The organism is Vulgatibacter sp. (assembly GCF_041687135.1).
Classification (GTDB): Bacteria; Myxococcota; Myxococcia; order Myxococcales; family Vulgatibacteraceae; genus JAWLCN01.
In genome coordinates this window covers 362,769-385,797 of sequence record NZ_JAWLCN010000004.1, presented here as the reverse complement: position 1 = coordinate 385,797, position 23,029 = coordinate 362,769, and the positions used below count along the sequence as shown (strand labels likewise).

Here is a 23,029-nt window from a genome sequence, read left to right as displayed (position 1 = left end):
CATGACCCCAGCCACCGTCTGCCACCGCTGCGGCGCCGCCTACGAGGGCAGCGCCTGCCTGCTCTGCGGCGACACGCTCCTGCTCCAGGGCGATCCGCTCGTCGGCAGGGTGATCGCCGGACGCTACCGGGTGATCCGCAAGCTGGGGCAGGGCGGCATGGGCGCAGTCTACCTCGCGGAGCAGGTGGGGCTGGGCCACAAGGTCGCGCTCAAGTTCCTCAACGCACAGCTGCACGGCAGGGCCGACCTCGCCCAGCGCTTCCTCAACGAGGCGCGGAGCTACGCGCGGCTCGCCCACCCCCACGCGATCACCTTCCACGAATTCGGGCAGGACGAGTCGGGGAACCTCTACATCTCGATGGAGTACGTGGAGGGGCCGGATCTCAAGACCCTCCTCGACAGGCAGGGCCGCCTTGCGCCGGCGGAGGCGGTGGAGATCGTGCTCCAGGTCGCCGACGCGCTCGAGCACGCCCACGGCAGCGGCGTGATCCACCGGGATCTGAAGCCCGACAACGTGATCGTACGGCAGGGGCTGCGGGGCCCCCACGCCAAGGTCCTCGACTTCGGGATCGCCAAGCTCCTCGGCGAGGGCGGCAGCCTCACCGTCGAGGGGAGCATCGCCGGCACGCCGCAATACATGCCGCCCGAGCAGATCCGCGGCGAACCGGTCGACGCCAGGGCCGACGTCTACGTCCTCGGCGTGGTCCTCTACGAGCTCCTCACCGGCGCCAACCCCTTCGTCGCCGCGAGCATCCCCGAGATGCTGCGGCGACAGGCACAGGAGCCGCTGCCGCGGATCGAGACGCTGCTGCCGGACTTCCGCGTCCCCGCCCTCGACGAGGCGATCCGCCGGGCGACCGAGAAGGATCGCGAGGCGCGCTTCCCCTCGATGGCCGCCTTCGCCAGCGCGCTGGAGGTGGTCACCCAGACCTCGGCCTGGGGCGCCGCGGTGGCGCGGATCGGCGGCGCCGGTGCTGCTGCGCCGCGGCCCGACCCCGGCGGTACCTGGGTCCGCGGACCCGGTGCGCAGGTGCAGTTCCCGAGCGAGCCGGTGCGGAGCGGCACCGCGCTCGGCGTGGCGCCGCTGCCTTCGGTGGCGCTGGAGCTGCCGCAGACCGAGGTCCCCCCGCCACGGCGGCAGCAGCGGCGCGGCGGCGGGCTTTTGCTCGGCGCTGCAGCGCTGGTGCTCGGCGGCGCCGGTGGCGCCTTCGCCATGGGCCTCTTGCCGCTGCCCTTCGCCACCTCGGCGCCTGCGGTGGCCGCCGAGCCGTCGCCGGCCCCTGCGCCTGCGCCTGCAGCGGTGGCAGCGGCACCCGCGCCTACGCAAGCTGCAGCAGCACCGGAGGGGCCAGCCCCGGCGCAGCGCCTCCGCGAGGAGCTCCTCGCCAGGGAGATCTGGCTCAAGGGCAACGCCGAGTTCCTCGCCGGCAACCTCGGCAGCGCCCGGGAGATCCTCGCCACCGTCCCCGACGATCCCGGCGTGGCCGCGAAGGTGGCGATGCTCCGGCAGCGGATCGACGCGGTGGAGGCGCAGCTCGAGAGCGCGCGATCCCTCGCCGCCAGGGGCGACTGCCTCGGCGCCATCGCCGCCTACGACCGGATCCTCCGCGACCACCCCCACTTCCGCGAGGCAGCAGCGGGCAGGGCGCGTTGCCAGCGGATGCTGCCCCCCAGCCTCGCCGAATAGGCGGCGCCTGCCCCCGATGGGCCGGGCAGGTGCGCCACCACCGCGCGGACCTTAGCCTCCCCCTCCAAGCCCCGTTCGGCCGATTGACTTGCCCCGCCCCCGCGGGGACCCTACGTCGACTGAATGGCTATTCATTCATCTCCCTGCCCGGCGCCGGGCAGGTGCTGCGAAGGAGTCCGCCTCCGATGAGCCTCCGGATCCGCAAGGCCGCCGTCCTCGGCGCTGGTGTCATGGGCAGCGGCATCGCCGCCCACCTCGCCAACGCGGGGATCCCCGCGCTGCTCCTCGACATCGTCCCGCCGAGCCCAGCGCCGGGCGAGGAGACGAGCAAGCGCTCCTTCCGGAACCGCTTCGCCGCCTCGGCCGTGGCCAACCTGCGCAAGCAGAAGCCCTCGCCGATCTTCTCCACCGCTGCCCTCGATCTCATCGAGGTCGGCAACTTCGACGACGACATCGCCCGCATCGCCGAATGCGATTGGGTGGTCGAGGTGGTGAAGGAGGATCTGGAGGTGAAGCGCGCGCTCTTCGCCCGGGTCGAGCCGCACCTCAAAGCCGGGGCCGTGATCTCCTCCAACACCTCCGGCATGTCGATCGAGGGGATGCTCGAGGGCCGCGGCGAAGCCTTCCGCAGGCGCTTCCTCGTCACCCATTTCTTCAACCCGGTCCGCTACATGAAGCTCCTCGAGCTGGTGCCCGGGAAGGAGACCGACCCCGAGGTCCTCGACGCGATGACCCGCTTCGGCGAGGAGGTCCTCGGCAAGGGAATCGTCTACGGCAAGGACACAACCAACTTCATCGCCAACCGCATCGGCGTCTACGCGATGCTCCGCACCCTGGGCTCGATGGGCGAGGCGGGGCTCGGCGTGGAGGAGGTCGACAAGATCTTCGGCCCGGCGATGGGCCGCCCGAAGAGCGCCGTCTTCCGCACCGCCGACATCGTCGGCCTCGACACCTTCGTCCACGTGGCGAAGAACTGCTACGACACGCTCACCCACGACGAGGCCCGCGACGTCTTCCGGGTGCCCGGCTTCGTGGCGCAGATGGTCGAGCGGCGCATGCTCGGCGACAAGACCGGCGGCGGCTTCTACAAGAAGAGCCGCGGCGAGGGCGGCGGCAAGGAGATCCTCGCCCTCGATCTGCAGACCCTCGAATACCGACCGCAGCAGAAGGTCCGCTTCGACTCGCTCGGCAGGGCGAAGGATCGGGAGGACGTACGCGATCGCGTGCGCACCGTGCTCGAAGGATCCGACCAGGCGGCGCATTTCGCGAAGGCCGTCATCCTCGACGTGCTCGCCTACGCTTCGCGGCGCATCCCCGAGATCGCAGACGATCTGGTCAACGTCGACCGCGCCATGCGCTGGGGCTTCGGCTGGGAGCTCGGCCCCTTCGAGACGTGGGACGCATACGGCGTGCGCAGGGGCGTGCAGGAGATGAAGGAGAAGGGGCTGCAGCCGGCGCCGTGGGTGGAGGAGATGCTCGCCGCAGGTCGCGAGAGCTTCTACGCGGTGGAGGGCGGCCACGACACCTACTGGGAGATCCGCTCGAAGCGGGCGGAAGCGGTGCCCGAGAATGCGCGCGCCTTCAAGGTCGAGTACCTGCGCCGCGGCAACGCGAAGATCGCCGGCAACGACTCCGCCTCCCTCTGGGACATGGGCGACGGCGTGGCCCTCCTCGAGTTCCACTCGAAGATGAACTCGATCGACGACTCGATCATCGCGATGATGAACACCGCCCTCGACGTCGCCGAGGCCGACTTCCGCGGCCTCGTCGTCGGCAACGACGGCAGCAATTTCTCCGCTGGCGCCAACCTGATGGCGCTGCTCATGGCCATCGGCTCCGACGAGTGGGAGACCGTGCGGTCGATGGCCGCGGGCTTCCAGGCCGCCAACCAGCGGATGCGCTACAGCCCGATCCCGGTGGTGAGCGCGCCCTTCGGCCTCACCCTCGGCGGCGGCGCCGAGGCGGCGATGGGCGCCAACGCAATCCAGGCTGCGGCGGAGACGTACATGGGGCTGGTGGAGGTCGGCGTCGGCCTCATCCCCGGCGGCGGCGGGACGATGATGCTGCTCCGCAACGTCTACGGGCCCTTTACCGCCGACAAGCAATTCGATCCGCTGCAGTTCATCGCCAAGACGTTCATGGCGATCGGCACCGCGAAGGTGGCGACCTCCGCCGAGGAGGCGCAGGCGCTCGGCTTCCTCTCCCGCCACGACGGCATCACCCCCAACCGGGACTTCCTCCTCTCCGACGCGAAGGCCCGGGTGATCGGCCTCGCCGCTTCGGGCTTCCGCCCGCCGCGGCCGACGAGGTTCCGGATGCCGGGCGCCAGCGGCCGCGCCACCATCGACATGATGCTCTACGACATGGAGGTGAACGGGCAGATCAGCGCCTACGATCGCAAGATCGGCCAGGTGCTGGCCCGGGTCCTCACCGGCGGCGACACCTCCCCCGGCAGCGCGATCAGCGAGGAGCGGATGCTCGAGCTCGAGCTCGAGGGGTTCCTCTCACTCTGCGGCGAGGAGAAGAGCCGCGAGCGGATGATGGCGATGCTCCAGACCGGCAAGCCGCTGCGGAATTGATGCGGGACGCGCCGGGTCGCCCGGCAGAGGAGACGTGACATGGCAGGACGAGTCGTCATCGCCAGCGCGGTGCGCACCCCCTTCACCCGGGCGCACAAGGGTGAGCTCAAGGACACGCGGCCCGACACCCTGGCGGCGATCGCGATGAAGGAGGCGATCGCGCGGGTGCCGGGGCTCAAGCCCGCCGACGTGGAAGACGTGGTGCTGGGCTGCGCCATGCCCGAGGCGGAGCAGGGGATGAACGTGGCCCGGATCGCCACGCTCCTCGCCGGCATGCCCGACAGCGTGCCGGCGATGACCATCAACCGCTTCTGCTCCTCGGGGACGCAGGCGATCGCCACCATCGCCAACGCGATCCGCGCCGGGCAGATCCAGATCGGCATCGCCGGCGGCACCGAGTCGATGTCGATGGTGCCGATGGGCGGCCACAAGCCCTCCGCCAACCCGGAGCTGATGGAGCGCTGGCCGGAGGTCTACATCTCGATGGGCGCCACCGCCGAGAACGTGGCGGCGCGCTACGGCGTCCCCCGCGACGAGCAGGACCGCTTCGCTGCAGAGAGCCAGCGCCGCGCTGCGGAGGCCCGGGCGAAGGGCCGCTTCGTCGAGGAGATCGTGCCGGTCACCACCACCGTCTACGACGACGAGGGGAAGGGCCGCACGATCACCGTGACCGAGGACACGATCATCCGCGCCGAGACCACGCTCGAGGGGCTCGCCAAACTCAAGCCCGCCTTCAACCCGAAGGGCTCGGTCACCGCCGGCAACGCCTCGCCGCTCACCGACGGCGCCGCGGCGATGGTGGTGATGAGCGAGGAGAAGGCGCGGGAGCTGGGCGTGAAGCCGCTGGGCTATTTCGTCGACTTCGTGGTGGCGGGCGTGCCCCCCGAGGTGATGGGCATCGGCCCGGTGCCAGCGGTGCGCAAACTCCTCGAGCGCCACGAGCTCACGGTCGACGACGTCGACCTCTTCGAACTCAACGAGGCCTTCGCCGCGCAGGCGCTCTACTCGGCGAAGGAGATCGGGATCCCGCGGGAGAAGCTCAACCCCAACGGCGGCGCCATCGCGCTCGGCCACCCCCTCGGCGTCTCCGGCACCAGGCTCGCTGCCACCGCGCTCTACGAGCTGAAGCAGCGGGGTGGCAAGCGGGCCGTGGTCACCATGTGCATCGGTGGCGGCATGGGCGCAGCGGCGCTCTTCGAGGCGGCCTGAGAGAGTTCGTGAAACAAACGCTCCAGCCCTGCCGCCGCGAGGTAGTGCGGATTTCCCGGGCTTCCGCGCGGTTGCACGATCGATCGAGGCTCCCGCCTTCCGAAACGAAGGGGGAGCCTGGATGCGTTCTGCGAGCGTTTTTCTGGCGGCGTTGCTCGTCGCCGCCTGTGGTGGGAGCGGCAGCGAGAACAACGACGGTGGCAGCGGTGGCGGAAGCGCCGGTGCAGGCGGTCGCGGTGGCTCGGGTGGCGCCGGTGGCAACGGCGGTGCCGGTGGCAGCGGGGGAGGCCAGGGCGGCTGCGCCGAGGACATCGAGTGCCCGGTCGGGACGTATTGCCTCGGCGGCGCATGCGCCGAGACCGAGTGCGACGGCGACGACGATTGCAGCGCCGGCGCCTTCTGCGCCCAGGGCTTCTGCCTGCCGGAGGGCGAGACCTGCACCTCCACCGCCGACTGCTACGATGGCGCCGGCTACTGCGGCAATTTCGGCGACCCCGAGAGCATCTGCGTCTCGACCGCCTGCGGCAGCAAGTTCAACGTCTGCTCCCGCTGCGAGCTCGGCCCCGACGCTGGCGCCGGGGAAGCGGACGGCCCGATCCTCTTCTACGCTGCGCCCGAGGGGAGCTGTGGCGCACGGGCGGGCTGCCCCACCGCCACGCCGATCGGCTGCTCGTTCTCCGTGATCGCCTGGGACCCGCAGGGCGACCTGCCCGATGCGCAGCAGGTCGAGGGCAAGCTCCAGGCGATCGGCGCCGACGGTGGCCTCAGCCCGGTGCTCGGGCCCACCGCGAACTTCGTCGCCGGCATGGTGCAGTACGGCTTCGACCTCTGCTTCGCCGAGAGCGCCAGCGGCCGCTACGGCAGCGCGGTCGTGCTCGCTGATCTCGGCGGCCATCACTCGCAGAGCGCCTGCCTCGACGCGCCCTGACGCAAGGTGGGCTGGACCCTCGCGTGGGCAGGCGCCATCTTCCTCTCCGGCAGCCGGGAGGTCGGAGATGAGAGCCCTCGCACCCTTCGCCGACTACGGCAAGCGGCTCGGTACCTGCGCCGGCCTGCGCCGGACCGAGGGCGACGCGCACGCCGCGAAGTACGAGCTGCGTTTCGCCGCGGGCTACGCCGTTCCGCTCGCAGTCTCGGTCGATCCCGCGGCGCCCCACCGCGTGGTGGGGCTCTGGCTCGGCAACCCCGTGCGAACCCCCGGTGACCTCGGGGCGGTGGTCGCCGAGCTGGTCCGCGCGACCGAGGCGGGAGAGCGGCGCTGGGACGAGGTGGTGCGCCTCGCCCCCGAGGCCTACTCCCTTCCCTCCGTCCTGCTCCAGGATTGGCCCGCCGGCGCGCCGGTGACACTGCAGACGCTCGCCACCCTGATGATCTCCCGCAGCGACAACACCGCCACCGATCAGCTGGTGCACCTCCTCGGCCGCGAGCGGATCGAGGCGATGCTCGTCGCCACCTGGAACGATCCGGCCGCCAACCTCGACGAGGGGCGTTTCGTGGGCCTCGTCGAGCGGGCCCTCGAGCTCCTCGGCAAAGGGGGCACGGCCACCGTCGAGGCGCAGCGCTGATTCGACACGGACTGGCGGCCCGCGGTAAAGAGCAGACGATGTCGATCCGCATCGTCTCCCTCCGCGTGGGTCTGCCGCGCAGCTACGGAACCGAGGGCGCGGCCGATCCCTTCGAGCGCCCCTGGATCTCGGCGATCGCCAAGGAGGCGGTCGACCGGCCGCTCCATCTTGGCCGCGAGGGTCTCGAGGGGGACGGCGTCGCCGACACCGGGGTGCACGGCGGCCCGGAGAAGGCGGTCCTCGCCGGCCCCGGCGAGCACCTCGCCTTCTGGCGGGAGCTCCTCGCGCGCGAGCTGGAGGGACGGGAGGACTTCGGCCCCGGCGCCTTCGGCGAGAACCTCGTCCTCGCCGGCGCGCTCGAAGGCGACGTCTGCATCGGCGACTCCTTCGCCGTGGGCGGGGCGGTGGTGCAGATCTCCCAGCCGCGCGCTCCCTGCTGGAAGCAGGCGCGCCGCTGGCGCCGCAAGGATCTCGCCCTGCAGATGCAGCGCACCGGCTTCACCGGCTGGTATTTCCGCGTGCTCCGGGAGGGCCTGGTCGCGCCGGGCGACGAGCTGCGTCTGATCGAGCGGCCCCTGCCGGCATGGACCGTCGCCCGTGCCCACGAGGTGATGCACGGCAGGCCCGCCGACCGGGAGGCAGCAGCGGCGCTCGCTGCCCTGCCGCAGCTGGCGGGTTCCTGGCGCGAGCGGCTCGGCCGCCTCGCCGCCGGCGAGGACGGCAGCACCGCGCCGCGCCTCCTCGGATCGAACGAGGATTAGCGCGCCTTCTTCTCCACCGGCTCGCCATGCTCGTAGCGCACCCGCAGATCCGGCGGGAATTCGTGCCAGCCGTCGGGGAGCAGCTGCCCGCCGCCCTCGAGCAGGATCGCGTCCCCGCTCCAGCCCTCCGGCAGCGCCGCTCCCGTGCCGCCGCCGCCGCGCACGAAGCGCCCGCGCTGCGCGACGCTGCCGTCCTCCTGCCAGACGGTGCAGCGCAGCGCGGGCTCGCAGTGGATCCACGCGCCGCCCTCCGCGCCCCCGCGCCAGACCGCCTCCGCCGGGACGGTAGCAGGGCGGTCCGGCACGGCGGGCTGCAGCTTGCAGCCCGCCCATGTGCAGGCGAGAGCGAGGAGGGCGGCGCGCGTCACGTCGCCACCCCGGGCTTGTCGCCGGGCTTCCAGCTCACGTCGGAGTAGGTGCCCTGCATCTCCTCGACGTAGCTGGTGGGCCGCGGGTCGACCATCGTCGGCACGTCGGCGCCGCCGCCCTTGTTGATCACGTCGCGCGCGAAGGTCCCGCAGTTCTTGCTCATGATCTTGTACTCCTCGCGCTTCGGATCGGTGTTCTTCCCCATCTCGCCGTTCGCGTAGTCGACCATCTCCTTGTACTTGTCGTTCTTCACGTAGGCGCCCTCGATGCGGCCCTTGTGCCCGCTCTTGCGGGAGACGACGGAGAGGGTCCGGGCCAGCGACTCCGGCGTGGGCATGCCGTCCTTGCCGATCTTCACGTCGGGGACGGGAACCCGCCGCACGATCCCCTTCCCGGCGGTGTCGTAGCGACCGTACTCGTAATACGAGGTGCGGCCGGTCTTGTTGTCGACGAGCAGCACGCCGGCGTGTCCGAGGTTCTCGAGCTTCGCCTTGAATTTGTAGCCGAAGATCGTATCGCTCACGCTGATCTTGTAGTCGGGGAAGGCGATGTAGATCGCATCCTCGCCGCTCGGATCCACCGCCACCAGCGGCCGGTTGCCGGCGTAGGTGTAGGGGTTGCCGCGATCGATGCCCTCCAGGTTGCGGCCGGGATCCCGGAAGAGGATCGGATCGGGCGAGATCCACCGGGCCAGCTCCGCGTCGTAGTGCCGCGCGCCGATGGAGCGCAGCCCGGTGTCACCGTCGAGCTCCGCGCCGGTGAAGTCGTAGGCGTCGCGCCCCCGGTCGCCGCCGCGCAGGGTGCCGAAGGGGGCGTAGCCACGCTCGGAGACCACGTTGCCGTCCTGGCTCACCAGGGTGACGCTGCCCAGGTGATCGGTGTGGTAGTAGCGCACCGCCGCGACGAGATCGCCGGGCACGTCGATGAGCCGCGCGCCCTCGTCCCCGCTGCACGCTGCAGCTGCTGCAGCGGCGAGCACAAAGCCGGGCCTCGTCCTGCGGAAGGCCGCCAGGGCGAGGAGCGCCGCTGCGCCGAAGAGGAAGGTGCCGGGCGGCAGCTCGAGATCGCCTTCGCCCAGCGTCCCCGCCGCGGCAGCAGCCTGTGCCTCCGACACGGGCCCCTCGATCCGGGCCACGCGGACCGCACCGGCGTTGGCGTAGCGGATCAGGTTGCCGTCCCGCAGCTCCAGGGCGTCGTCGAGGTAGACCGTGCGCGAGAGCACCTTGCCGCTCGCGTCGAGGCGCTCGCGGATCACGCGGCTGCCGTCGAAGCCGGTGACGTGCCGGACCTTCGAGCCGTCCTCGAGGCGAACCTCCTCGAGGTGACCAGCGGGATCCCAGGTGAAGCTGCGCTTGCCGTCGGTGAGGAGCCTGCCCGCCTCGTCCCACTGCAGCGAGCGATCACCGAAGCCGGTGAGCGCGTGGGGGCCTGCGCCGAGGCCGTAGTGGAGGGAGGAGACGGTGGCGCCTGCGTCGATCCCCTCGCCCTCCCGCTCGAGGAGGTTGCCGCTGGCGCTGTAGCTCCAGCGCATGCCGCCGCCTGTGAGCCTGGCGTCGGTGAGCCGGTAGAGCGCGTCGTAGCCGTAGGTGGCGGCGCGCGAGAGCGAAGGCTTCACGTCGGGGCGGAGATCGCTCACGGTGGTCGGGTTGCCGACGGCGTCGTAGCGCCAGGTCACGTCGGAGAGGATCGTGCCGGAGGGAGCGAGGACGCGCTCGCTGCCCACCCGGAGCCTGGTGTCGTAGGTGCGGTCGGTGGCGACGCCGTCGCCGGTGATGCGGCGGACGAGGCGGCCATTCGCGTCGAAGTGCTGCTCGAGGTGGCCGTCGATGCCGACGAGGAAGCCGCGGGCGTCGTAGCTCCAGCGCAGCGTGGTGCCGTCCGGGAAGCGGCGCTGCACGAGGCGGTCGCGGGCATCCCAGGTGAAGGTGCTCTTCCACGGCGTGCCGTCGACGGTGCGCACCTGCTCGACCACCCTGCCGCGATCGTCGTAGCCGAAGCGGATCTCGCCGGCGGGATCGAGGGCGCTGGTGAGCCGGCCCCGGCCCGCTTCGCTCTCGTCGTAGCGGTTCACCACCTCGGGGGCGCCGTCGCCGTCCCAATCCTCGGTGAGCGGGCGGCCCGCTGCGTCCCAGGTGGTGAGGATGCTGTCGCCGGTGGGGGCGTGGGCAGCGACGCGGCGGCCTGCGGCGTCGTATTCGAAGGACCAGCTGCCCGCGTCGGGATCCTGCAGGCCCACGAGCCAGCCCTGCGCGTTGAAGAGGTGGTGGCGCACGTGGCCCTCCGCGTCGGTGGCGTCGCGGAGCTGGCCGAGGGCGTCGTAGCTGCGGGTGGTGCGGACCTCCTCGCCGTCGACGAGCTGCCACTCCTCCCGCACCCGGCCCTGGCCGTCGTAGCGGCGATGCACCGGCGTCTCGGCGTGGGGCGAGGCGGGATCGAGGTCGGCCTCGTCCCATTCGCTCGCTGCGAGCGGTGCCCAGGTGACGAGCCGGCTCGTGCCGTCGGGATAGAGGACGCCGACCACGCGGCCGAGGGCGTCGTAGATGGTCTCGTCGAAGGCGGTGCCCGCGGAGATCTCGTCCCCCGGAGCGGAGTGGAAGGCGCCACGGTAGCGCCGGCGGACGTTGCCGCGCGGGTCATAGTCGACCGCACCGGTGAGCGCCCAGCCCTGGGCCCCTGCGTCGGTGGCGGCGCCACGCTGCCGGGCGAGGCCGTCGAAGAAGCGGATCTCGGTGTCGACCGCGTCGCCGCCGCTGGCCCGCCGCCACTCCACCGTGAGGCGGGAGAGGGGCGCGTCCAGCTCGTAGACGTAGCGCTCGGTGGGCAATTCCTCCGAATCACCGGGACGCACGATCGCGACCAGCCTGCCCAGGGGATCGTAGAGGAAGCGCGTCTCCTTCCCGTCGAAGTCGGTGAAGGAGGTGACCACGCCGAGCACCGGATCGTAGCTGGCGCCCGAGACGAGCGAGCCGTCCCCGAGCACCACCTCTTCGGCGACGGGGCGGGTGTGGGTCTCCTCGTCGAAGCGGACGATCCGCTCGCCATCCGCAGCGTCGAGGGTGCGGATCACGTTGCCGAAGGCGTCGCGCTCGTTGCGCTCCGACGCGACCCAGCGATCGTCCAGGGGCCCGAGCCAGCTCTCGACCCGGGTGACGAGGCCCAGCTCGGCGCTGCCGTGGGGCAGGCCGACGAAGGCCTCGCCGTCGTAATAGGTCCTGGTGGCGGCGAGGCGGTTGCCTTCGCCGTCCTCGACCCAGGTCGCGATCGGCAGGAAGAGCCAGCGCTCCGTGTCGGCGAGCCAGTCGGTGCCCTCCACCCGCTCGTCGCCGCCGGCGAGGGGATCGCCGTCCACGACGAGGCCGTGGCTCTCGGTGCGGAGCCGGTTGCCGAAGTCGTCCCAGGCGAAGTCGGTGCGGACCAGCGCCGGGGTCTCCTCACCCTCCACGTGGCGGACCTCGGTGCGCACCCGCCGGGCGTGGTGCACGCCTTCGGCGAGCTCGACCAGCTCGTAGCCGTGCGAGGTCTCGCGGTAGATCTTGCCGGCGCTCGAGCGCTCCACCTCGTGGAGGAGCTGCCCCTTGCCCGCGGGATGTACCTCGCCGGTGTCGAAGCGCAGCTGCCGGAGCAGGCCTTCCGCCGTCGGACCACCCTCGATCTCCACCTCGACCTCGGAGAAGCCGCGGAACTCGCGCTCCCTCGCGTCGTAGAAGGCGTCGCGGTAGCGGTAGGTGGTCTTGCGGGACCAGCCGAGCGAGTCGCTCTCGGTGATCGCCTGCACCACCTGCACCGGGTTGGGGGCGTGGGTGCGCCAGGGATTGCCTGCGGCGCGGTCGGCAGCTGCGAGCTCGCCGCTGCCGACGTAGGCGATCGCGACGATCCGGCCGAGGCCGTTGTCGACGCTGGCGAGGAGGTTGGGGCGGGTGCCACCGCCGAGGTCGACGTAGAGGAGCCGGTCCCGCGGATCGGTGGCGCCCGGGGTCGAGTAGACCACGTCGACGCCGCCGTCGCCGTTCACGTCGAGGAGCTGCACGCTGGTGACGCCCGGCGCGCGGGTGGGCGTGCCGTCGATCACCACCGCTGCGGAGAAGCCGTCGTGGCGCTGCAGCCAGGCGCGCAGGCTGCCGGCGCCGATCTCGAGCAGATCGGAGAGGCCGTCGCCGTCCACGTCGGCGATCTCCAGGCCCGCGTCGCCGACCACCTCGGGGCCGCCGTCGAGGCGCACCGAGGGACCGAACGAACCCCAGCCGAGATAGGGCCAATAGAGCACCGCGCCGTCTACGAGGCGGCCCACGTCCACCAGGCCGTCGCCGTCGAAGTCGGCGAGCCGGGTGTCGGGATCGGCGAGGTCGAGGTCCTGCGCCGGCGCCTCGTGGACGAGGGGGCCCTCCCAGCTGCCGTCGCCGCGGTTGCGCCAGAAATACCAGCCGGCGGCGGTGCTCTGCAGCGCATCGGCGAGGCCGTCGCCGTCGTAGTCGAAGAGGCGCACGTTGGCGTCGTCGAGCTGGAAGGCCGGCGCTGCGGTGAAGTCCTCCGACGGGCCCCAGGCGGCGCCGCGGTTGGGGAACCAGCGGAAGGAGGCGGTCGACTTGGCGAGCAGATCGGCGCGGCCGTCGCCGTCGACGTCGGCCAGGGTGGTGCCCGCGTTGGCGAGGGAGAGCGAGGGGCTCTGGGCGATCCCCGCCTCGGGTGCGAACCTGCCGCCCAGGTTGCGCCACCACCGGTGGTTCCCCGACTCGGTGGCGAGCAGATCCGGCAGCGAGTCGCCGTCGAGGTCGGTGACCGTCACCTCCCAGCCCTCGAAGCCCACCGCCGGCGCGTCGCCGATGGAGCGGACCTTCGCCTGCGTCGGATCGAGGTCGGTGTAGCCGAAGGCGACCTCGGGCAGCGCCGTGACGCCGTCGGTGCCGAGGCGGCGGATCGCCGCGAGGCGGGAGAGGGCGGTGCCCGTCTCGTAGCGGAGCTCGTAGCTGCCGAAGCGCTCGCCCTCCGCGCGGATCTCCACCTCGGCGAGGCGCAGCGCCGTCGGGAGCTCGAAGCCCGGGCGGTGGTCGCGGCGCAGATCCGACCGCGCCTCGTAGTCGAAGATGACCTCGCGGTGGGCGGCGCCCTCGCGCTCGTTGTAGCGGACCGCAGCCAGGTAGCGCTGGCCGCCGTCGCCGAGCCACTCGTAGGCGATCTGCTGGCCGGTGGGATGGACCGTCCGCTCCAGCTTCCACGCGTAGGTGCCGTGGGGCCCTTCGATCCGGCTCCCCGCCACGAGGCCGAAGGCCATGCGGGTGCCGTCCTTCGCGTCGACCTCCCAGCCGCCGCCGACCCGGCGGAAGCGGAGGAAGCGGCCCTCGTTCGCGAGGCGGTAGACGCCGTCGGCCACCTCGACCAGCGGCTCGCCGTCGAAGAGGAAGGTGTCGCTCTCGTCGTAGCGGGGCACACCGCGATCGCTGCGGCGGCGGATCTCGGAGAGCCCCGAGAGGTTCCAGCCGATGCCGAGCGGCCCGTTGCCGCCGCCGCTGTTGTAGACGAAGGCGAGCTGCGGCGTGACGCCGGCGGTGCCGGTCGGCAGGTCGATCGGCACCGCGTAGGAGCCGGCGCCGCTGTTCAGATCGGGCTCGAAGGATTCGCCGAGGCCCGCCATCGAACCCGGGCCGGTGGGCAGCGAGATCGCGTTGGGGCGGACGCCCGATTTCTCGTTTTCGGCAGCTGCCGGGGTGGCGAGGAGAAGGGCGAGCAGGCTCGCGCCGAGGACGGATCGGTTCATGGAATCGACTCTCACTGGATGGTGACCGCGCCGTGGTTGAAGAGGATCTCCACGTCCTGGAGCGTGGAGAGGTCGAGGTCGGCGTTGCTGGGTTCGGTTCCGTTGGTGACCAGCACCAGCGTCCAGCTCTCGGCGTGGACGCTGCGGCCGAGGAACTCGATCCCGGCGGGGATGGTGTCGTCCCGGATCACGTCGGCGTTGATGCCCGCCTGGATCACGGTGCGGAGGTCGCCGAGGCGGTAGGCGCGGAAGGCGCCGCCCGCATCGCGCACGAGGTTGAGTCCGGCCTGCTCCAGCGCGACGAAGGCGTTGCGATCGCCGAGGTGATCACCGACCAGGTTGACCTTGAGCGAGACGATCCGGTCGTTGAAGACGTTGGCGCTGAAGAGCGGCCTGCCGAGGTTGGGCGCGGTGGAGAAGGTGAGCCGCAGGTTGCCGTCCGCGTCCCAATTCTCCGGCGCGAGGACGTAGCGACGGAAGCGCTCCCGGGCGTCGATCGTCTCGCCGCTCTCGGGCTCCACCGTGGCGCCGTCGATCCCGAGGATGTGGCGCCGGAAGGAGACGACCTCCGCGGTGGGCTGCGGCTCGCTCCAATCTTCGAGGAACTGCTCCTCGAGGGCGTCGAGGAAGAGATCGAGCTGCGACGCGCCGTGGACCTGGAAGGGCTCGTGGCGGGAGACGAGGGCGACGTTGAGCTCGTATTCGAGGGCGCGCCCTGCGAGGAAGCTCCAGCGCCGCGCGTCCGACGCCGCCTTCTGGAAGAGGGCGAGCTCCGCGTCGAGGAAGAGGCGATCGGAGGGATCGCGGAGATAGTGGTCGGCGAGGTCCGCCTTCCGCTCCTCCATCCGGTCCACCAGGAATTGCGCGCGCTCGTAGATGCCGCCGAGGCGCGCCGCCGCCTGGAGCGCGGCGATCTGGGCGAGATCCATCTGGATGGTGAGGTTGGGCAGATCGATCAGCCACGTCTTGATCCGGGCGGCGCTCTCCTCGGCCTCCCGCTCGCCCTCGGCTTCGCGGATCGTGACCTGCTCCATCGTCTCGAGCTCGAGGCGGTCTTTTTCGATGTTGGCGCGGAGCTCGGTGGTGATCACCGCGCCGCCGCCGGTGATCAGGTCGCCGACCACCTCGCCCCACTTCATCGGCCCGGCGAGCACGGAGGCGACCGTTCCGGCGAGGCCGAAGGCGTTGCTCACCTGCTCGACGTTGGCGCTGCGCCGCGCGAGGATCCGGCGCCTGTCGCCGTTCTTCAGGGTCATCTCGACGAGGCCCGCGCCGATGTCGAGCATGCGGGCGAGGCGCCCCTCCTCGACCTCGATCCGCTTCCACAGGCCGTCGATGTCGTTGCCTGCGGCCCGGACCTGCCGCGTCGCCTTCTCCACCTCGAAGCGAAGATCCTGCGCCTCGCCGCTGTCGCAGCGCTCGAGCACGCCGCCAGCGATGCGCACGTTGGCGCCGCAGAGCTGCTCCAGCTCGCCGCGGAGCGAGAGCTTCAGGTCGGCGAGCTCGGCGCGGAGGGCGGCGGACTCCTGCTCGTAGGCGAGGTTGCGTCCCTCGAGCTCCACCTCTGCGTCGCGCAGCCGCATCACCTTCTGCCGGGCGACGTCGAGGACCGCCTCGAAGTTGGTGCGCATCTCCGTCGAGCGGAGGAGGAAGGGAACGAGCTCCTCGTCCTGCCCCGCGGGGTTCCGCCCCTCGCGCAGGTCCGCATGGAGATCCGCCAGCTGCGCGAGGTAGCTGCGGCTCTCCACGAAGACGTCCGAGGCGCCGCCGCCGCCGTGGGCAGCGAAGAGCTCGGCGAGGATCCCGAGGTCGAGGGCAGCGGCAGGCAGGGTCTGCGCCGTCTCCTGCAGCGCGTCGTCGAAGCGGCCGAGGCGGTGGAGGAGCTGCTGCCGCGCGAGGACCGCGAAGAGCTGCACCCGCTGCGCCTGGGCGACGCGCACCAGATCCTGCCGCGGCAGCACGTCGTTCGCCCCGGGCTCCGGGAAGATGGAGGTGCGGCTCTGGCCGACGAGCGGATTGTCGAAGAGGCGCGCCAGCAGCCAGGGATCGAGCGGCGAGGGGATCGCCGGCTGGAAGGAGCTGCGGCGGTGGAGCGCCATCGAGGCGCGGTTGACCGCGAGGCCGTAGTCGCCGGCCTCGGTGATCAGATCGCTCTGGGCGCCCCGGGAGAGCGCGGTCACCGCCATGTGGCTGCCGGAGAGGGTCCAGTAGGAGGAGAGGCCCTTCACCACGTCGAGGAGGTGGCTCTGGTTGTCGCGCTGCCAGGCGTCCTTCATCGCGCAGAGGGCGTGGTTGGGGTTGAAGCAGTTGGCGGTGCCCGCGCGGCAATCCTTCTCGATCAGGTGGTACCTGCCGCCGTAGAAGCCGGCGTAGAAGGGGAAGGCGGCGCGCAGCATCTCCACCCGATCGCCGTCGGGATCGCCGGGGCAGGTGGCCCCCGGTGGGCAGGTGGGGCAGGTGGGCCAGGCGGGTTCGCTCGGCTCCACCGCCACGAAGGCCGGCTGCTCCACCGGGACGAGACCGGCGCTCGCGCCGGCGCGGCGCAGGCTGGCGCTGCCGCCGAAGCTGAGCACGCGATCGGGGAGCACGCCCTCCACCGTCCAGGTGAAGGTGCCGGTGAGCTCGCTTGCGCCGGCGAACTCCACGTCGAGCGCGATGCGGTGGCGCACGGGCAGGGGGTAGGTGGGGTTGGCGGCGCTCCCGGGCTCGGCGACCACCTCGAAGGCGAGGACGGCCCCCGCCTCGTCTCGGCTGCCTGCCACCGCCGTCGCCACCGGCAGGGTGGGCGTGAGAGCGGGCACGAGCACGCCGGTGACGTTGCCTTCCTCGTCCTCCGCCACCTCGAACGCCAGCTCCCGCAGGCCGAGGTCGGCGGGCTCCCGGATCGCGAGCCTCCCGTGGAAGCGGCCGTCGAGCCTGCGGGAGAGCGCCACGGGAACGTGCGCGACGCCGGCGTTGGAGGTGAAGCTCACCGCCGCTGCGTCGGCGGTGGCCCCGCCGCGATCGATGTGCATCGAGAAGACCGCCGCCTCGCCCGGCGCGATCTCCGCTGCTGCCGGGGTGGCGGTCAGCCATTCGTGGCTCGCGATCGCGCGGACCTCGAGGGGACCGTCGCCGTCGTTGCGGACCGTGACCGCGCCCTCGTCCGAGGCCGGGCCGAGATCGACCCGGCTCGGCGCCACCACGAGCCGCGCGCCTGCAGGCGTCTCCACCGGCGGCGGATCGCCGAGGCGGTCCGGCTCGGTGCAGCGGCCCCGCGCGGAGCAGACGAGATCGCCGGCGCAATCGCCGTCCGAGGCGCAGTCGTGGGCGCAGACGCCGACGCTGCAGTGGTCGCCGGCGGGGCAGTCGGTGTCGAGGTAGCAGCGGGTGTAGGCGTTGGAGGTCGGCGCGACGTTCTCGCAGATGGAGGCGACGCAGCGCTGGCCGGAACCGCAGCCCTCGTCGTTCGCGCAGGTGCGGGGGCAGGCCTGCAGGGTGCAGGGATCCGCCGGGCCGTTGCCGCCGTGCACCGGCTCGGAGCCGCCGCCGCAGGCGGCGAGGAGCGGCAGCAGCAGGAGCAGCAGCCGGTCCGAGTTCGCGTGATGGGAGCGCATTTTCGTTCTCGCTGTTTTCGTTTTCAGTAGCAGCTGCGATCGCCGGACTCGGGATCGCGCGTGCAGTTCAAGCCGGCGCAGCAGCCGGGCAGGCAGGTGCCGGGGGTGCCGCCGCCGTTGTTGCAGCAGCTGCCCCCTTCACATGCCTCGCCCCACTCGCAGGAGGAGCCGCACATGCCGCAGTGGTTCAGGTTGTCGGAGAGGTCGACCTCGCAGCCGTTGAAGCCGTTGCCGTCGCAGTCGGCCCGGGGCCAGGTGCAGGAGACGCTGCAGCTGCTGCCGCCGTTGGCGCAGGTGCCGTTGCAGATCCTGCCGCACTGGCCGCAGTTGGCTTCGTCCGTGCCGAGGTTCACCTCGCAGCCGTTGGACGGGTTGCCGTCGCAATCGGCGAACCCCGGGTTGCAGGTGAAGCCGCAGAGGGGCGCCTCGCCGTCGCAGGCGGGATCCCGCGTCGCGCCGAGGCAGCGCTCCGCGAATTGGCAGACGGGGACCGCGTTCGGTACCGGCGGGCAGGCACGGTTGCAGGCGCCGCAATCGGTGGCGGAGGCGGTGGTCGAGCGCTCGCAGCCGTTGACCAGATCGGCGTCGCAATCGGCCCAGCGCGGATCGTTGCAGACCGCGACGCAGGCGGCGCCTGCTGCGTCACCTTCGCAGCGCGCGGTGGCAGCGTTGGGGGCATGCACCGCCGTGCAATCGACGAAGCAGCCGCCGCAGTTGGTGTCGCTGTCGAGGGGCTCCTCGCAGCCGTTGGTCTCGCTCTGGTCGCAGTCGGCGAAGCCGTCCTCGCAGCGCTGCACGCAATTGCCCTGCTCGCAGGCGACGGTGGTGCCGGCTGCGGGCGCGGGGCAGGCGTTGCCGCACTGGCCGCAATTCGCCGGGTCGTCCAGCACCGGGACGCAGCCGCCGGCGCAGCATTTCTCTCCGGCGGCGCAATGTTCGTCGCTGCCGCAGGAGCAGCGGCCGTCGACGCAGACCGAGCCGTCGGGGCAGGCGTCGCAGGCCGCACCGCACCGCTGCGCGTCGTTGCTCGGCTGGAGCTGCACGCAGCTGCCGAAGAAGCCGTCCTGGCCGCAGATCCGCACGCCCACCGAGCAGGTGGAGGCATCTGCCTCGGTGCAGGCGATCTCCGCACCGGGGGTGCACTCGCGCACCTGGAGCCGGAGCTGCGCGTCCGCCCGGTTGCCGCTCTGGTCCACCGCGGCGATCTGCAGCAGCGAACCGACCGGATCCGCCGCGGGCGGGCGCCCGCCGAGCTTGCCGGTCGAAGGCTCGATCGAGATCCAGTCGGGACCGATCAGCGACCAGGTGACGCTGCCCTTGCCGTCTGCAGCCTCCACGGTCGCGGCCCAGGTGGAGCCGACGAGGGCCGGCGGCAGCCGCGTGGTCGTGATCCGCAGCGTGGCGGCTGCGCTGCAGGTGCCGTCGACACAGCGCTGGCCTTCCGCGCATTCCGCGTCGACGCTGCACGCGCCGGCGGGCTGGCCGGGGCCGCCCTCCTCACTTCCGCTGCAGGCGACCGCCAGGAGCAGGAAGGCAACGGCGGCGGCGTTGCGAAGCTGCGAGATCATGATCGCCCCCGGGCACACGCACGGCCTGCCGCTCTGGCAGGGCGTCGTGGCGCCTGCAGCCGGACACACGGGTGGCGGCGGCTGCGGTGGGCGGCTTTCTAGAAATCGTCGCCGCTTGCTTCTAGTGCGGTGGAACGCCCTTGCACTGGCGCGCCATTTGTGATTGCGGCAATCACCGGCGTCGGGCGTCGAGCAGGCCGAGCACCAGGCCGTAGAGCGCGTGGCCCACGATCATCGTGTGGCGGCGGGAGGGCTTGTCCCAGCTCGGCTTCGGGTAGAGGCCGAGCCTCGGCATCAGCCAGACGTAGCTCGCTGCCCAGAGCCCCAGGCCGTAGAGCACGCCGGCGAGCGGCGCCGGCGCAGGCAGGGAGGGGCGGCCTGCGGCGAAGGCCGCGCCGAAGAAGGCGCCGTAGGCGAAATGGCCGAGGCCCCAGACTGCCAGATGCGGCGCCTTCGGAAAGTGCTGCTGCAGCCGGAACGAGATCTCCCGGGGCGGCGAGAGCGGCACCGCGCCGGTGAGGCGGCCGGCGGTGATCGTCGCCGAGAGCGCGGCGGTCCCGAGGAGACCTGCCGCCGCCCCCCGGGCCGCGTCGCTGGCACGTTCTGCTGCCACAATCCAAAGCTGCTCGCGCCCGCGGCCCGCAACAAGCCCGGCGGAGATGTGACGGGGGCGGCCCATCGCGGACCGCCCCCGTGCAATCTGCAATCCGAGGCTCGCTTGCCCGGCTGCCTACCGATGGACCCGCGCTGCGCTGGGTACCGCGGCGGGCTGCTTCTCCGCCACCGGGCGCTTCGCCGTTGCGGGACGGATCGGCTCCACCGACCAGCCGGTCTTCAGGCCGACCACGAACCAGGCGATCGCGCCGATGCCCACGGCGAAGACGGTGTCGCCTGGTGCGCGGAGCCAGCGCAGGGTCTGCATCAGCGGCGTCTGCATGAACTCCGCCGAGCGGGCCCACCAGGTGCCGTGCTCCATCGCGGCCATCGTCTGCAGCACGCCGATGGGCAGCATCGAGATCACCACCATCAGCACCAGGCCGCTGTTGAGGCCCCAGAAGGCGAGCTGGAGCGGGCGCTCGCGCCACTGCACGTCGGGGAAGAGCGCGCGCAGGGTGAAGAGCATCAGGCCGATCCCGAGCATGCCGTAGACGCCGAAGAGGGCGGTGTGGCCGTGGACCGGGGTGAGGTTGAGGCCCTGCATGTAGTAGAGCGCGATGGGCGGGTTGATCAGGAAGCCGAAGATGCCCGCGCCCACCAGGTTCCAGAAGGCGACCGCGACGAAGAAGAGGATCGGCCAGCGGTAGGCGGCGACCCAGCCCGTGCCCTTCGCGAACTTGAGGTTCTGCCAGACCTCGAAGCCGACCAGCGTGAGCGGTACAATCTCGAGGGCGGAGAAGGTGGCGCCGAGGGCGAGCATCGCCGTGGGGGTACCCGAGAAGTAGAGGTGGTGCAGGGTGCCGAGGATGCCGCCGGCGAGGAAGATGATCGTGCTGAAGAGCACCGCCGGGGTGGCGCGCTTCGCCGAGAGGAGGCCGAGGCGCACGAAGAGGAAGGCGATCGCCACGGTGGCGAAGACCTCGAAGAAGCCCTCCACCCAGAGGTGCACCACCCACCAGCGCCAGTATTCCACCGTCGCCATGTGGCTGCCCTTCCCGTACATGAAGCCTGCGCCGTAGAAGAGCGCGATCGCCACGCAGGAGAGGGTGAAGAGGAGCAGCAGCGGCTTGGTCTCGTCGCTCTTGCGCTGGAAAGCGGGGCGGAGCGCGGCCACCATCAGGCCGAGCCACACCCAGAGCCCGACGAAGAGGAAGATCTGCCAGAAGCGGCCGATGTCCACGTACTCCCAGCCCTGGTGGCCGAGCCAGTACCAGACGTCGCCGTCGAGCTTCTGCATCGCCGAGAGCCACTGCCCGGCCATCGAGCCCACCACGATCACCACCAGGCAGACCCAGAGGAAGTTCACGCCGGCGCGCTGCCACTTCGGCTCGTGGCCACTCACCATCGGCGCCACGAAGAGACCGGTGGCGAGCCACGCGGTGGCGATCCAGAAGATGCCGAGCTGCGTGTGCCAGGAGCGGGTCACGGCGTAGGGCAGGTACTCGGCGAGGGGAAAGCCGAAGAGCGCCGAGCCCTCGACGCCGTAGTGGGCGGTGAGGATGCCGAGGCCCACCTGCGCGAGCACGAGGCCGGCGACGGTGAAGAAATATTTGTAGGTGGCGCGCTGGCTCGGGGTGATGCGCAGGCCGCGCAAGGGATCGGTTGCGGGGATCTGCAGCTCTTCCTCGCGGTGGCCCTTCGCGTAATAGGCGACGAGCGCCGCGATGCCGGCGATGAGCAGCACCACCGAGACCAGGCTCCACATCACGTTGCCGGCGGTGGGCCGGTTGGCGACGAGGGGCTCGTGGGGCCAGTTGTTGGTGTAGGTCACCGTGTCGCCGGGGCGCTCGGTGGAGGCGACCCAGCTCGTCCACCAGAAGAACGCCGCCATGTCCCGCATTCGGGCCTGGTCGACCAGCGTGTTCACCGGGATGGCGTAGGCGTCGCGGCCCCTGGCGAAGACGTCGGCGTAGTGGGCCGCGTTCGACTCGAAGGCTGCAGCGCGGGCCACGTCGAGGGTCACCGTGTCGGTGGCGGCGTCGTACGTGTTGGTGCGCATCGTCCGCTCGAGCCGGTGGCGGAGCGCCGCCTGCCGCTCGGCGGGGAGGGCGGCGAGCTTCGCAGCGCCCTCTTCCTCCGCCCAGCGATCGAGGACGAAGACGCCCTCGCGGTGGAGCCAATCGGCGCTCCAATCCGGTGCGACGTAGGCGCCGTGGCCCCAGATCGAGCCGATCTCCTGGCCACCGAGGGATTGCCACACGTTCTGGCCGCGGCGAATCGACGCGCCGTCCGCCACCACCTTGCCGTCCGGGGTCCGGACCTGCGCCGGAATCGGCGGCAGGTTCCGGTCGAGCTCGACCCCCTGCCAGCCGAGAACCGCGAACGACCCGACCACCACGGTGATCAGCGCCGCCCAGAGCTTCTTGTGTCCCATACTCCTCGCCTCGTTGTTGGCGGGGCGCGGGCCCCACCGTCTGCGGGGCCGAGGAGCAAGGGCCGTACCATAGTGGACAAATGCATCGTCTGACGCGGTGCGAGAAGGCGGGTGTTCTCTCGCGGGGCGGGGTTGTTCCGTGGGGGAACGGGGCGGGTGCTCCGCTACCGTACGATCGGCGGCGAGGGCTGCGCGCTTTGTCGTCGGACGGATCGGAGAAGCGTGCTAGGAGGGCCGGCACCTCGTCAACCAGGAGGGCCCATGGCCAACCCGATCGCCCATTTCGAGACCTCGCTCGGTGATTTCGACGCCGAGATCTTCCTCGACAAGATGCCGATCACCGCCGGCAACTTCATCGAGCTGGCGAAGAGCGGCTTCTACGACGGCCTGCACTTCCACCGCGTCATCTCGGACTTCATGGTGCAGTTCGGCTGCCCCCACGCGAAGAACCCGCGCGATCCGCGCTGCGGCACCGGTGGCCCGCCGAAGGGGAACATCCCCGACGAGTTCCGCGACGACGCCAAGCTCTCCAACGAGCCCCTCACCCTCTCGATGGCGAATACCGGCGAGCCCAACTCCGGCGGCTCCCAGTTCTTCATCAACACCGATCACAACGATTACCTCGACTGGTTCACCCCCGGTCCGTCGAAGCATCCGGTCTTCGGGAAGGTGGTCAAGGGCGACGACGTGATCCAGAAGATCAACACCACCCGCACCGACGCGAACGATCGCCCGGTCACGCCGGTGCAGGTGAAGAAGGTCACGATCGAGGAGCGCTGATCGTTGCGCCGCACGGCCCCCTTTCGCCGAGGGGGCCGCGCGTGGCGCACGGGCAGAACGCGGCCTGCAGCTCCACCGGCACGCGTCGCATGGAGCTCCCCGCCTCGCTGGTTCGCTTGCCTGCTGTGCCGG

General features: G+C 71.4%; 13 protein-coding genes. 7 read left to right on the top strand and 6 right to left on the bottom strand.

Annotated features, from left to right (window positions below):
* Position 1 precedes the first annotated feature (1 nt).
* The 6 genes from ACESMR_RS12725 (at position 2) to ACESMR_RS12700 (ending at position 7,801) form a co-directional block, all read left to right on the top strand.
* Positions 2-1,687: a serine/threonine-protein kinase gene (locus ACESMR_RS12725; RefSeq protein ID WP_373047453.1), complete on the top strand. Its 1,686-nt coding sequence runs from the start codon at positions 2-4 to the stop codon at positions 1,685-1,687.
* A 185-nt stretch (positions 1,688-1,872) separates the two neighbouring features.
* Complete coding sequence (locus ACESMR_RS12720) at positions 1,873-4,266, top strand: 3-hydroxyacyl-CoA dehydrogenase/enoyl-CoA hydratase family protein (RefSeq protein ID WP_373047452.1); 2,394 nt, start codon at positions 1,873-1,875, stop codon at positions 4,264-4,266.
* 39 nt (positions 4,267-4,305) lie between these two features.
* A complete protein-coding gene (locus ACESMR_RS12715) occupies positions 4,306-5,475 on the top strand; it encodes a thiolase family protein (protein ID WP_373047451.1) in 1,170 nt (389 codons plus the stop codon).
* Positions 5,476-5,596: 121 nt separating this feature from the next.
* The gene (locus ACESMR_RS12710; protein WP_373047450.1) at positions 5,597-6,403 is read left to right on the top strand and encodes a hypothetical protein; all 807 of its coding nucleotides are present in this window, start codon (positions 5,597-5,599) and stop codon (positions 6,401-6,403) included.
* 67 nt (positions 6,404-6,470) lie between these two features.
* Positions 6,471-7,040, top strand: a complete 570-nt coding sequence (locus ACESMR_RS12705; protein WP_373047449.1) for a serine hydrolase — start codon at positions 6,471-6,473, stop codon at positions 7,038-7,040.
* A gap of 38 nt (positions 7,041-7,078) precedes the next feature.
* Positions 7,079-7,801 (top strand): MOSC domain-containing protein, encoded by a 723-nt coding sequence (locus ACESMR_RS12700; RefSeq protein WP_373047448.1) that lies wholly within the window; start codon positions 7,079-7,081, stop codon positions 7,799-7,801.
* Here ACESMR_RS12700 and ACESMR_RS12695 read toward each other — a convergent pair.
* The 6 genes from ACESMR_RS12695 to ACESMR_RS12670 all read right to left on the bottom strand — a co-directional run bounded on the left by ACESMR_RS12695 (position 7,798) and on the right by ACESMR_RS12670 (position 22,117).
* Entirely contained in the window at positions 7,798-8,169 is a 372-nt protein-coding gene (locus ACESMR_RS12695; RefSeq protein WP_373047447.1) for a hypothetical protein, read from the bottom strand. The two genes, ACESMR_RS12700 and ACESMR_RS12695, sit on opposite strands and share 4 nt — an antisense overlap.
* Positions 8,166-13,922, bottom strand: coding sequence for a toxin TcdB middle/N-terminal domain-containing protein (locus ACESMR_RS12690; RefSeq protein WP_373047446.1), 5,757 nt, complete (start codon positions 13,920-13,922; stop codon positions 8,166-8,168). Before ACESMR_RS12690 ends, ACESMR_RS12695 begins: the two co-directional genes overlap by 4 nt.
* Before the next feature lie 11 nt (positions 13,923-13,933).
* Complete coding sequence (locus ACESMR_RS12685; RefSeq protein WP_373047445.1) at positions 13,934-17,518, bottom strand: hypothetical protein; 3,585 nt, start codon at positions 17,516-17,518, stop codon at positions 13,934-13,936.
* A 23-nt stretch (positions 17,519-17,541) separates the two neighbouring features.
* Positions 17,542-19,086 (bottom strand): hypothetical protein, encoded by a 1,545-nt coding sequence (locus tag ACESMR_RS12680; protein ID WP_373047444.1) that lies wholly within the window; start codon positions 19,084-19,086, stop codon positions 17,542-17,544.
* A gap of 172 nt (positions 19,087-19,258) precedes the next feature.
* Positions 19,259-19,699 (bottom strand): DUF6789 family protein, encoded by a 441-nt coding sequence (locus tag ACESMR_RS12675; protein WP_373047443.1) that lies wholly within the window; start codon positions 19,697-19,699, stop codon positions 19,259-19,261.
* 117 nt (positions 19,700-19,816) lie between these two features.
* A complete protein-coding gene (locus ACESMR_RS12670) occupies positions 19,817-22,117 on the bottom strand; it encodes a nitric-oxide reductase large subunit (RefSeq protein WP_373047442.1) in 2,301 nt (766 codons plus the stop codon).
* Between the two features lie 261 nt (positions 22,118-22,378).
* On the opposite strand from ACESMR_RS12670, the gene ACESMR_RS12665 reads away from it, so the two are divergent.
* Positions 22,379-22,897 carry a peptidylprolyl isomerase gene (locus ACESMR_RS12665; protein ID WP_373047441.1) on the top strand — a complete coding sequence of 173 codons (519 nt, stop codon included), beginning with the start codon at positions 22,379-22,381 and terminating at the stop codon, positions 22,895-22,897.
* Positions 22,898-23,029 lie beyond the last annotated feature (132 nt).